Raw genomic sequence first — 12,487 nt, forward strand, 5'->3', positions numbered from 1 at the left:
TTATCCCGCTTAAGTAATAAAATATTTGCTCTTTAATATTCTTATGTAATTACAACTTAAAATTGTTAAATAACTTTAAATAAAAAAGGCACCCTAAGGTGCCTTTTTTAATGCCAATCTAAACTTAGAATTGTTCTGAGTTTAATGCTTGGCTAAATGCTTGGTCTACTTCACTGAAGTCATTATGAAGCTCATGTTCTGCAGCTTCTGCTTCTTGACGACGACGCTCTAAGTGGTACGCAAGACCAGTACCAGCTGGAATCAAGCGGCCCACAACAACGTTTTCTTTCAAGCCACGTAAATCATCTTCTTTACCTGTTACAGCAGCTTCAGTTAACACACGAGTTGTTTCCTGGAACGATGCAGCAGAGATGAACGAGTCAGTAGAAAGCGATGCTTTCGTAATACCCATCAATTGACGTTCAAACTTAGCTGGGAACTTGTTCTGAGCCAATACAGCTTGGTTCTCTTGAACAACGCGGATGTAATCCACTTGCTCGCCTTTGATAAAGCTTGTATCGCCACCATCAGTGATATCAACTTTACGCAACATTTGACGTACGATAACTTCAATGTGCTTATCGTTGATTTTTACACCTTGGAGACGGTAAACGTCTTGAACTTCGTTCACGATGTAGTTTGTTAATGCAACTTCACCTTTCAAACGTAAGATGTCATGCGGGTTTTGTGGACCATCAGAAATAGTTTCACCACGGTTCACATGCTCGCCTTCAAACACGTTGATTTGACGCCATTTTGGAATCAACTCTTCGTAAATTTCAGAGCCGTCATCTGGTGTAATCACTAAACGGTTCTTACCTTTAGTCTCTTTACCAAAGCTTACGATACCAGACACTTCTGCCAAGATTGCATGCTCTTTAGGTTTACGCGCTTCGAACAAGTCAGCAACACGCGGAAGACCACCGGTAATATCACGAGTACGCGATGTTTCTTGTGGTACACGACCGATAACGTCACCCACACCAATTGTTTCGCCATCACGGACAGTTACAATTGTATTTTGTGGTAAGAAGTAGAACTGTTCAGTGCCATCAGTCATATCTAATACGATTGCTGGACGTAAATCTTTACCAGAAGCAGGACGTGCTGTTACAGGTAAGATTTCAACAGTTGTCATACCGGTTGCATCATCAGTTTTCGATGTTGCAGTTACACCATCAGCAATTTGGCTGAAACGTGCTTTACCAGCAACTTCTGTTACTAATGGATGCGTATGCGGATCCCAAGTTGCAACGATACCACCAGCCTCAACCATTTCACCATCTTTCAACAAGATGCTTGCACCGTAAGGAAGTTTATAACGTTCGCGCTCACGACCTAGCTCATCAGCAATACCAATTTCACCTGAACGTGAAACTGAAACTAAATGACCTTTCGCATGTTGTACAGTTTTCACGTTGTGGAAACGTACAGTACCTTTGTTACGTACTTGAACACTGTTTGCAGCAGAAGTTCGGCTCGCAGCACCACCAACGTGGAACGTACGCATCGTTAACTGTGTACCTGGCTCACCAATTGATTGCGCAGCCATTACACCTACTGATTCACCTGGGTTCACCAAGTGACCACGTGCAAGGTCACGACCGTAACAACGAGCACATACACCGAATGTAGATTCACATGCGATTACTGAACGTACTTTAACTTCATCGACACCAGCTTCTTCAAGCTGAGCTGCGATTTTCTCATCAATTAACGTACCACGAGGTAATACAACTTCATCATCAGATGCACGACGTACATCTTCAGCAGTTACACGACCTAATACGCGGTCACGTAATGGCTCGATGACATCACCACCTTGAATGAATGGAGTCATCACCAAACCACCCGCTGTACCACAGTCAGGTTCGGTAATTACTAAATCTTGCGCTACGTCTACAAGACGACGAGTCAAGTAACCAGAGTTCGCAGTTTTTAATGCTGTATCGGCCAAACCTTTACGCGCACCGTGTGTCGAAATAAAGTACTGAAGTACTGTTAAACCTTCACGGAAGTTCGCTTTAATCGGTGTCTCAATAATCGAGCCATCCGGTTTTGCCATCAAACCACGCATACCAGCAAGCTGACGAATCTGTGCCGCACTACCACGGGCACCAGAATCAGACATCATGTAAATGCTGTTGAATGATTTTTGCTTCTCATCTTCACCTTGTTTGTTTTTAACAACAGTGTAAGACAAGTTATCCATCATCGCTTTCGCAACTTGGTCGTTTGTACGCGCCCAGATATCGACAACTTTGTTATAACGTTCACCAGCAGTTACGAAACCTTGTTCGAACTGTTGTTCGATTTCACGAACTTCTGTTTCCGCTTTATCAATAATTGTGTGTTTTGTAGGTGGAATAAGCATGTCTTCCATACCTACAGATACACCTGAACGAGTCGCTTGACGGAAGCCCAAGTACATTAACTGGTCAGCAAAGATAACTGTATCTTTCAAACCAAGTTTACGGTAGCAAGAGTTGATTAACTTAGAGATGTTCTTTTTAGTCATCTCAAGGTTGATCATGTCAAAACTTAAACCTTGTGGAACAACTTCCCAAAGTAAACAACGACCTGGTGTTGTATCAACGATAATCGTTTGGTGTTCACGTTCACCATTTTCATTGATAACAGTTTGATGCACACGCACTTTAACACGCGCATGAATCGCAACTTGACCAGTTGCAAGTGCACGGTTTACTTCGTGAGTATCAGCAAACACCATGCCTTCACCTTTGGCATTTACTGCATCACGAGTGATGTAGTAAAGACCCAAGACAACGTCCTGAGAAGGAACGATGATTGGCTCACCGTTTGCTGGTGACAAGATGTTGTTTGTTGACATCATCAATGCACGAGCTTCTAACTGTGCTTCAAGTGTCAATGGAACGTGTACCGCCATTTGGTCACCGTCGAAGTCGGCGTTAAACGCAGCACAAACGAGTGGGTGAAGACGGATTGCCTTACCTTCAATAAGAATAGGTTCAAATGCTTGAAGACCTAAACGGTGAAGTGTTGGCGCACGGTTCAACATCACTGGATGTTGACGAATTACAGATGCAAGAACGTCCCAAACTTCTGGAGTTTCACGTTCAACCATTTTCTTCGCAGCTTTAATGGTTGTTGCCTGACCTGAAGCTTGTAGTTTCGCGAAAATAAATGGTTTGAATAATTCAAGTGCCATTTTCTTCGGAAGACCACATTGGTGAAGACGTAAAGTAGGACCTACAGTAATTACCGAACGACCAGAATAGTCAACACGCTTACCTAACAAGTTCTGACGGAAACGACCTTGCTTACCTTTGATCATGTCTGCCAAAGATTTTAATGGACGTTTGTTAGAACCAGTGATTGCACGACCACGACGACCGTTATCAAGCAATGCATCTACAGACTCTTGTAACATACGTTTTTCGTTACGTACGATAATGTCTGGTGCTGCAAGGTCAAGAAGACGCTTCAAACGGTTGTTACGGTTAATCACACGACGATATAAATCGCTCAAATCAGAAGTCGCAAAACGACCACCTTCAAGTGGAACTAATGGACGTAAATCTGGTGGAAGCACCGGAAGTACATTCATTACCATCCATTCAGGCTTGTTGTTTGAATCTTTGAATGCTTCCATCAATTTCAAGCGCTTAGACGCTTTTTTCAACTTCGTTTCAGAAGTTGTTTGAGGAATTTCTTCACGCAAACGTGAAATTTCAGCTTCAAGATCGATGTCTTTCAACAAGTCCTGAACAGCTTCCGCACCCATTTTTGCAACAAATTCGTCACCGTGCTCTTCTAGAGCTGTAAAGTATTCTTCATCATTAAGAAGTTGATACTTTTCAAATGGCGTCATGCCAGGATCAGTAACAACGTATGATTCGAAATACAACACGCGTTCGATATCACGAAGAGTCATATCAAGTAATAAACCGATACGGCTTGGTAACGATTTTAAGAACCAGATATGAGCAACTGGTGAAGCAAGTTCGATGTGACCCATACGTTCACGACGAACTTTCGCTGTAGTTACTTCAACGCCACATTTTTCACAAATGACGCCTTTATATTTCATACGCTTGTATTTACCACACAAGCATTCGTAATCTTTTACTGGACCAAAGATTTTGGCACAGAATAAACCATCACGTTCTGGTTTGAACGTACGGTAGTTGATTGTCTCAGGTTTTTTAACTTCACCATGAGACCATGACTTAATCATTTCTGGTGACGCAAGACCAATACGGATACGGTCGAACTCAATTGGTGCATGACCATCTGAATCCGTTTTCTTACGCATGATATCGAGCAAGTCTTTCAATTTTTTTCTCCGTGTGTCGGGAAGCCTCGCTTACCCGACTGGGTCACAAATATTGTTTTTTCCTAAAAAATCGTGAGTCTTACGACTTAGTCACCATTTTTCAGTTCAATGTTGATACCTAAAGAACGGATCTCTTTGGTCAATACGTTGAACGATTCAGGCATACCCGGATCCATATAATGGTTACCATCTACAATATTCTTATAGATGCGAGTACGTCCTTCAACGTCATCCGACTTCACTGTAAGCATTTCTTGAAGGGTATATGCTGCACCGTATGCTTCAAGTGCCCATACTTCCATCTCACCGAAACGCTGACCACCGAATTGTGCTTTACCACCAAGCGGCTGTTGTGTAACAAGTGAGTAAGAACCAGTTGAACGCGCATGCATCTTGTCATCAACCAAGTGGTTCAACTTAAGCATGTACATGTAACCAACAGTTACTGGACGATCGAACTGTTCACCTGTACGTCCGTCAAACAATACTGTTTGACCTGTACGTGAAATGTCAGCTAATTCAAGTAAATCTTTAATTTGACTTTCTTCAGCACCATCAAATACTGGAGTAGCCAAAGGCACACCAGCGCGCAAGTTGCCTGAAAGTGCTAGGATTTCATCATCCGTTAAGCTATCAAGATCTTCTTGCTCGCCACCGACTTTGTTATAAATCTTGTCTAAGAATTCACGTAGCTCTAAAACTGTACGTTGTTCTTTCAACATTTTTTCGATTTTGTCACCAAGCCCTCTAGCCGCCATACCCAAGTGAGTCTCAAGAATCTGACCCACGTTCATACGAGATGGTACACCCAGTGGGTTCAATACGATATCTACTGGCACACCGTTAGCATCGTGTGGCATGTCTTCAACAGGTAAGATGTTAGAAACAACACCCTTGTTCCCGTGACGACCAGCCATCTTATCACCAGGTTGAATACGACGTTTAACAGCTAGGTAAACCTTAACAACTTTCAATACACCAGTTGTTAACTCGTCACCTGTTGCAAGCTTACGTTTCTTCTCAGCAAATTTCTCATCGATTTCTGCGCTCTTCTCTTTCAAGAACACTTGAATTTGAGTTAAACGCTCAGCGATTGCTTCATCTGTTGGTTGGATTTCAAGTAAATCAACAAGCTCTAAACCAGATAATAAATCTTCAGAAAGTTTATCACCGCGTTTAGTTGAACCACCGCCATTAGACTCTTGGCCTTTAAGTAAACGAATTACACGTTCACGAGCCGCTTCTTCGAAGATTTTATATTCTTCTTTCAAGTCTTTACGGTAAGAATCAAGCTGTGCTTTTTCAATCGCTAATGCACGGTCATCTTTCTCTAAGCCATCACGAGTGAAGACTTGAACATCGATAACTGTACCTTTAGTACCAGATGGAACACGTAAAGATGAATCTTTAACGTCAGCAGCTTTTTCACCAAAGATTGCGCGAAGCAATTTTTCTTCAGGAGTTAACTGAGTTTCGCCTTTAGGCGTTACTTTACCAACTAAGATGTCACCAGCAGTAACTTCAGCACCGATATAAACGATACCTGACTCATCAAGTTTAGAAAGCGCAGCTTCACCTACATTAGGAATATCGGCAGTAATTTCTTCTGCACCTAACTTAGTATCACGTGCTACACATGACAATTCTTGAATATGAATAGAAGTTAAACGGTCTTCTTGAAGAACACGCTCAGATAACAAGATCGAGTCTTCATAGTTGTAACCATTCCATGTCATGAACGCTACACGCATGTTTTGACCAAGCGCAAGTTCACCCATGTCTGTAGACGGACCGTCTGCCAAGATGTCACCACGAGCAACTTTGTCGCCCAAATTCACGATAACATTTTGGTTAATACAAGTATTTTGGTTCGAACGTGTATATTTGATGAGGTTATAGATATCTACACCCGCCTCACCAGCAACCATTTCATCTTCGTTTACACGAATAACGATACGAGAAGCATCTACAAATTCAATTGCACCACCACGATTTGCGATTACACACACACCAGAGTCACGTGCTACGTTCGCTTCCATACCAGTACCAACAAGTGGCTTGTCAGCACGTAAAGTAGGAACAGCCTGACGTTGCATGTTCGAACCCATCAATGCACGGTTCGCGTCATCGTGTTCAAGGAATGGAATAAGTGATGCAGCAACAGATACAACCTGCTGTGCAGAAACGTCCATATGCGTCACTTTTTCAGGTGGCATACGTACGAATTCACCTTGGTGACGAACAGAAACGAAGTCTTCTGTTAAGTTGCCATCTTTATCTACAGCAGAATCGGCCTGTGCAATAACAGTGCCTACTTCTTCAATAGCAGATAAATATTCAACCGCATCAGTTACACGACCATCTACAACTCGGCGGTAAGGTGTTTCCAAGAAACCGAAATCATTCGCTTTTGCATATACAGAAAGCGAGTTGATCAAACCAATGTTTGGACCTTCAGGAGTTTCAATTGGACAAACACGACCATAGTGAGTTTGATGTACGTCACGTACTTCGAAGCCAGCACGCTCACGTGTTAAACCACCAGGACCAAGCGCAGATACACGACGCTTATGTGTAATCTCAGATAATGGGTTATTTTGGTCCATGAACTGAGATAATTGGCTTGAACCAAAGAATTCTTTGATTGCCGCAGCAACTGGCTTAGCGTTAATCAAGTCTTGTGGAGACAAGTTATCTGTTTCTGCTTGGCTTAAACGTTCTTTAACAGCACGCTCAACACGAACTAAACCAACACGGAATTGGTTCTCTGTCATTTCACCAACAGAACGTACACGACGGTTACCTAAATGGTCGATATCGTCTACTTCGCCTTTACCGTTACGGATTTCAACCAATGTACGTAATACATCGATGATATCTTCGTGCGACAAAATACCTTCAACTTCACGAGACTTTTGATCAGTACCAACTTCGTAAGGACGACCTAAACGACGGTTGAACTTCATACGACCTACTGGAGATAAGTCATAACGCTCAGAAGAGAAGAATAAGTTGTTGAATAAGTTTTCAGCAGCTTCTTTTGTTGGCGGCTCGCCTGGACGCATTACTTTATAAATTTCAACTAAAGCTTCTTCACGTCCTGCTGTTGTGTCTGCACGCAATGTATCAGCAACAAAAGAACCACGATCGATGTCGTTTGTGAACAGGATGTTAAATTGCTTAACACCACCTTCCGCTAACTTCACCATCACTTCATGGCTTAATAACGTATTCGCAGCAATTACTTCACCATCACGTAAAGTAATATCTTCAGCAGTAATACGCTCATATAAGTATTCATCAGGAACTGAAAGCTTAGTTAAACCTGAAGCTTCCATTTGACGTACATGGCGCGCGTTAATACGTTTACCTTGCTCAACAATGACTTTACCTTCATTGTCAGTAATATCAAATTGAGCCATTTCACCACGTAAACGCTCAGGAACAAGGTCAATTTGATAACTACCCATGTCTAGGTACACAGGTACTTTTTCGTAGAACAAATTCAAGATTTGTTCATTGTTATAACCTAGTGCACGTAACACAACAGTAGCAAGTAATTTACGACGACGGTCAATACGTACGTAAACTAGATCTTTTGCATCGAACTCGAAGTCTAACCATGAACCACGGTAAGGAATGATACGTGCTGAATACAACACTTTACCACTTGAGTGAGTTTTACCTTTATCATGGTCGAAGAACACACCTGGTGAACGGTGTAATTGAGATACGATTACACGCTCAGTACCATTGATTACAAAGGTACCATTTTCAGTCATGAGTGGCATTTCACCCATGTAGACTTCTTGTTCACGTACGTCTTTAATTGATTTAGTTTCGCGATCTTTAATAATCAAACGAATTTTTACGCGCATTGGTGCCGCATAAGTCGAACCACGTAAAATACATTCACGCACATCAAACTCAGGCTTACCAAGGCTATACTCAACAAATTCTAAAGCAGCATTGCCAGAATAACTTTCTATAGGAAAAACTGAACGAAATGCGGCCTGGAGACCGATATCTTCACGGTTTTTTGGAGATTTGCCACCTTGCAAGAACGTTCTATACGAATCGACCTGAATCGAGAGTAAGTACGGTGCTTCCATTACTTGGGGCAACTTACCAAAATTCTTACGGATCCGTTTCTTTTCGGTATATGAGTATGCCATCTGGAGTCCTCGGAAAGTAAACCAAGCCCGCCTGCAGAACGGGCTCAGAAGGAATTACACAGGCCGATATGGCCACCACTGCTTACAAATGCTGCAACTTTTAGTGGTACTAAAACACTTAACAATATTTTTTAAAAAGAAAAATATTGGTAAGCATTTGAAATTAATTGATTTATTTAGTTTTTTCTAAAAAATAAACAAAACTAACAAAAATCGAGCCGATTATTGTAACGCAAAAAGGCTGATGACCCAAGAGCCATCAGCCATTTTATGGAGCCGATTTAAAAACCGACTCCTTTTACAATTACTTAAGTGTAACTGTAGCACCAGCTTCTTCAAGTTTCTTCTTAAGTTCTTCGCCTTCTTCTTTAGAAACGCCTTCTTTAAGAACTTGAGGAGCACCTTCAACTAGGTCTTTAGCTTCTTTAAGACCAAGGCCAGTTGCTTCACGAACTGCTTTAATAACAGCTACTTTGTTAGCACCGAAAGAAGTCAACTCAACGTTGAATTCAGATTGTTCTTCAGCAGCTGCAGCAGCGCCACCAGCTGGAGCAGCAACAGCAACAGCTGCAGCTGAAACGTTGAATTTCTCTTCGAAAGCAGAGATTAATTCAACAAGTTCAAGAACAGTTTTTTCAGCAACTGCGTTTAAGATTTCTTCGTTAGTTAAAGCCATGAGAATAACTCCAAATGGATATTGAATGGTGTGTAAAATTGATTAAGCAGCTTCTGACTCGTTTTTCTCTTTGAGCGCTGTAATGAGGCGACCCAATTTCGAAATAGGAGCTTGAAGAACAGAGGCAAGCATAGTAAGCGCTTTCTCTTGGTTTGGAAGATTAGCAATTACGCTAACATCAGCACCTTGATAAACTTTGCCGTCAAATGCAGCAGCTTTTAATTCAAATGCTTTGTTAGTTTTTGCAAATTCTTCAAACAAGCGTGCAGCTGCACCCATGTCATCTTCAGAAGTTGAAAAACCTAGAATTGTTGGACCAACAAGGTTGTCGTTCAAGATATCAAATTGAGTACCTTGGAATGCGCGCTTAGCCAAAGTGTTACGTACGATACGTGTAGTTACACCTAACTTACGAGCTTCAACACGAAGTGTTGTTAATTGCTCTACGCTTAAACCTTGATAGTCAGCAACAACGGCTGCAAACGCTTTAGAAGCAACTTCACTTACTTCTGAAACGATCTGTTTTTTGTCTTCGATAAGAAGAGCCATTGTAAAACCTCCTAAGGTGATTTATGCACCCAATGGGCACACTCCCAATTCGTAAGCCTTTCGACTTACACGCGGAGGAGGAACAAATCACACCACCGCGTCTACGCAGGCTGGATTATTAAGAAAAGCCGCTATCCGAAAATAACGCCTTCTCGCCTGAGGTCTTTGACGCTGATAAATTCTCATTCATCAATTCAAAGTCCGCCTGATAAGCAAGAGTCAAAGCGTTGCTTTAACTGCGCAAAAATAAAAATTTATTTCTATTTTTGCTACCTACTCAATCAGGACTTTAAAATTCTGTACAGAACTAAGTTAAAACTTAGTTAGAAACGTTGTTTACATCAACAGTAAGACCAGGACCCATAGTTGAGCTCAAAGTGATCTTTTTGATGTATACACCTTTAGAAGTTGCAGGTTTTAACTTTTTCAAGTCAGCAACTAAAGTTTCAACGTTTTGGCGGATTGCAGCAGCATCAAAGCCAACTTGACCAATCGCAGCGTGGATAATACCCGCTTTGTCTACACGGTAACGAGCCTGACCAGATTTTGCGTTTTTAACAGCATTCGCAACATCAGGAGTTACAGTACCTACTTTAGGGTTTGGCATTAAACCACGTGGACCAAGAATTGTACCGAGCTTACCAACAACACGCATAGCGTCTGGAGCAGCGATCACAACATCAAAGTCAAGGTTTCCACCTTGGATGCTTTCAGCAAGGTCATCAAAACCTACAACATCAGCACCAGCTTCTTTAGCAGCTTCTGCTTGAGCGCCTTGAGCAAATACAGCTACACGTACAGTTTTACCAGTACCTGCAGGTAATGTAGTAGCACCACGAACAACCTGATCAGATTTACGTGGGTCTACACCAAGATTTACAGCAACATCCAAAGATTCTTTGAATTTTGCAGCAGGTAGGCTGTTAAGAACTTCTACCGCTTCTTCCAAAGTGTAAACTTTGTTTGCTTCAACAGCAGCAGCAATGGCTTTTTGACGTTTAGTTAACTTTGCCATGTCTTATAGCTCCACTTCCAAGCCCATAGAACGTGCAGAACCAGCGATGGTACGAACACGTGCGTCTAAATCAGCACCAGTTAAATCTGGCTCTTTAGTAGTCGCAATTTCTTCTAACTGAGCACGAGTCAACTTACCAACTTTAGTTTTGTTTGGTACAGATGAACCCTTTTGGATACCAGCAGCTTTCTTAAGAAGAATAGAAGCTGGAGGAGTTTTCATGATGAATGTGAACGACTTGTCGTTGTACACAGTAATCACTACAGGAATTGGAAGACCTGGTTCAACTTTTTGTGTAGCAGCATTGAATTCTTTACAGAATGCCATGATGTTTACACCACGTTGACCTAATGCAGGACCAATTGGTGGAGATGGATTTGCTTTACCAGCTGGAACTTGCAGCTTGATATAGCCGTCAATCTTCTTAGCCATTTTAAAATACCTCTGGGTACAAACGCCGCTAGGCTCCCCAATCTTTACGCAACACTACTGTTACAACAACAATGCCCGATAAAATCGGGCGCTTTTCAACCAATTGAGATTAAATCGTTTTTTCGACTTGACGAAATTCGAGTTCAACCTGAGTTGGTCGATTAAATACATTAATCGTCAACGTTAAACGTGACTTTTCGTATTGAACCTCTTCCACCACACCCTTAAAGTCAGTGAATGGGCCATCAATAACGAGTAATTCTTCACCTGGTTCAAACATCGTCTTAGGACGTGGAGCTTCACCAGTATTACGTACACGCGCAAGAATCGCATCTGCTTCACGTTGAGTGATTGGCGCAGGTTTTTCAGGTGTACCACCGATAAAACCTAATACTTTCGGACATTCTTTAACAATATGCCAAGTATCGTCATTCATTTCCATTTCAACTAACACATAGCCAGGAAAGAATTTACGCTCAGACTTACGTTTCTTACCATCCTTCATTTCTACCACTTCTTCGGTAGGAACAAGGACATCACCAAAGCTATCAGCAACAGCGCTACGCTGGATTCGTTCTGTAAGCGAACGCAACACTTGTTTTTCATAGCCAGAGTAGGCATGAATAATGTACCAACGTTTCATAGCTCTTTTACCCGATAATCAACTTAATTAACCAACCCAAACCATAGTCAAAGCACCATAAAACCAATGATGCAACAACTACAACCAATAGAACCTGCCACGATGTGGTGACTGTTTCTTGTTTTGTTGGCCAAGTTACTCGACGCAATTCGACTCGTGCATCTTTTAGCAAACGAACGAAGCCTTTACCTTGATGGGTGGCGTATAATAAACCTAAAGCCACAACGATACAAGCTAAAATTGCACCAACGCGGACCCAAACATTATTTGCAGGTGCCCAATACGCTGGCAAGTGCTGATTCACCATAGTAGCCGAAAGCAACAATGCAATTGCAATCACCCATAGAACAATATCTAGAGGCGAACCAGAACGAACAACTTCAGCAGAATTATTTCTTTGAGGAATTGGCGCGTCGCTCAATGCGTCACGCGATTTATCATTCGACATTTTTGTACTCGTCGTAGAACTCGCGACTTATTATATGAACAACTAAGCCAGCATCAAGCTTTTTATTTCAAAATATGGCAGGTCAGGAGGGACTCGAACCCCCAACATTCGGTTTTGGAGACCGACGCTCTACCAATTGAACTACTGACCTATAATGCAAGTTGAGAGCCAAAGCCCTCAACTTGAGACGTAATCCGTCACTATATTATGCTTATGCAGTTACTTTCGCAA

8 protein-coding genes and 1 tRNA gene are annotated in these 12,487 nt (G+C 41.9%); all 9 read right to left on the reverse strand.

Annotated elements, in window-relative coordinates:
* Positions 1–124 precede the first annotated feature (124 nt).
* Positions 125–4,318, reverse strand: a complete 4,194-nt coding sequence (gene rpoC, locus B554_RS0102075) for a DNA-directed RNA polymerase subunit beta' (RefSeq protein WP_019456804.1) — start codon at positions 4,316–4,318, stop codon at positions 125–127.
* An 86-nt stretch (positions 4,319–4,404) separates the two neighbouring features.
* Positions 4,405–8,493 (reverse strand): DNA-directed RNA polymerase subunit beta, encoded by a 4,089-nt coding sequence (gene rpoB / locus B554_RS0102080; protein WP_004699165.1) that lies wholly within the window; start codon positions 8,491–8,493, stop codon positions 4,405–4,407.
* Between the two features lie 304 nt (positions 8,494–8,797).
* Entirely contained in the window at positions 8,798–9,169 is a 372-nt protein-coding gene (rplL, locus tag B554_RS0102085) for a 50S ribosomal protein L7/L12 (RefSeq protein WP_001229360.1), read from the reverse strand.
* 42 nt (positions 9,170–9,211) lie between these two features.
* Entirely contained in the window at positions 9,212–9,718 is a 507-nt protein-coding gene (rplJ, locus tag B554_RS0102090) for a 50S ribosomal protein L10 (protein WP_002157004.1), read from the reverse strand.
* A gap of 319 nt (positions 9,719–10,037) precedes the next feature.
* On the reverse strand, positions 10,038–10,733 hold the full coding sequence (gene rplA, locus B554_RS0102095) for a 50S ribosomal protein L1 (RefSeq protein WP_019456806.1): 696 nt from the start codon (positions 10,731–10,733) through the stop codon (positions 10,038–10,040).
* A gap of 3 nt (positions 10,734–10,736) precedes the next feature.
* Complete coding sequence (gene rplK / locus B554_RS0102100) at positions 10,737–11,165, reverse strand: 50S ribosomal protein L11 (RefSeq protein WP_001074682.1); 429 nt, start codon at positions 11,163–11,165, stop codon at positions 10,737–10,739.
* 109 nt (positions 11,166–11,274) lie between these two features.
* Entirely contained in the window at positions 11,275–11,808 is a 534-nt protein-coding gene (gene nusG, locus B554_RS0102105; RefSeq protein WP_003654499.1) for a transcription termination/antitermination protein NusG, read from the reverse strand.
* 7 nt (positions 11,809–11,815) lie between these two features.
* Positions 11,816–12,256 (reverse strand): preprotein translocase subunit SecE, encoded by a 441-nt coding sequence (gene secE, locus B554_RS0102110; RefSeq protein WP_004699177.1) that lies wholly within the window; start codon positions 12,254–12,256, stop codon positions 11,816–11,818.
* Between the two features lie 75 nt (positions 12,257–12,331).
* Positions 12,332–12,407 (reverse strand) — tRNA-Trp (locus B554_RS0102115).
* Between the last annotated feature and the right edge of the window lie 80 nt (positions 12,408–12,487).

It is taken from the genome of Acinetobacter sp. GG2 (assembly GCF_000292385.1).
GTDB classification, from domain to species: Bacteria; Pseudomonadota; Gammaproteobacteria; order Pseudomonadales; family Moraxellaceae; genus Acinetobacter; species Acinetobacter seifertii.